Annotated in this window: 1 pseudogene; it reads left to right on the forward strand. The window is 33.5% G+C overall.

The features are described from left to right. Window positions 1-44: 44 nt before the first annotated feature. Window positions 45-224, forward strand: a pseudogene (locus KA878_RS13515) (urease accessory protein UreD); the annotation flags it as partial.

The raw sequence follows: 224 nt of genomic DNA on the forward strand, positions 1-224 counted from the left end.
ATCGAATGGATAGATCAAGACGTCTTTCTTAAAGGTTTAGCTTAATGGCCGATGCACAACAAAAATGGACTGGCATATTAGATTTAACCATTTTTAATAATGGTAGAAAATCTGTAGCGCGTAATATCTTTTTTGAAAAAGCATTAAAAGTCATACGCCCAGTCTACTTAAACGGCTCAGATATACCTACATTTTATATTGTAAATGTAGGCGGTGGTTATTTA

Source organism: Staphylococcus sp. GDY8P57P (genome assembly GCF_017892585.1).
Taxonomy (GTDB): Bacteria; Bacillota; Bacilli; order Staphylococcales; family Staphylococcaceae; genus Staphylococcus; species Staphylococcus borealis.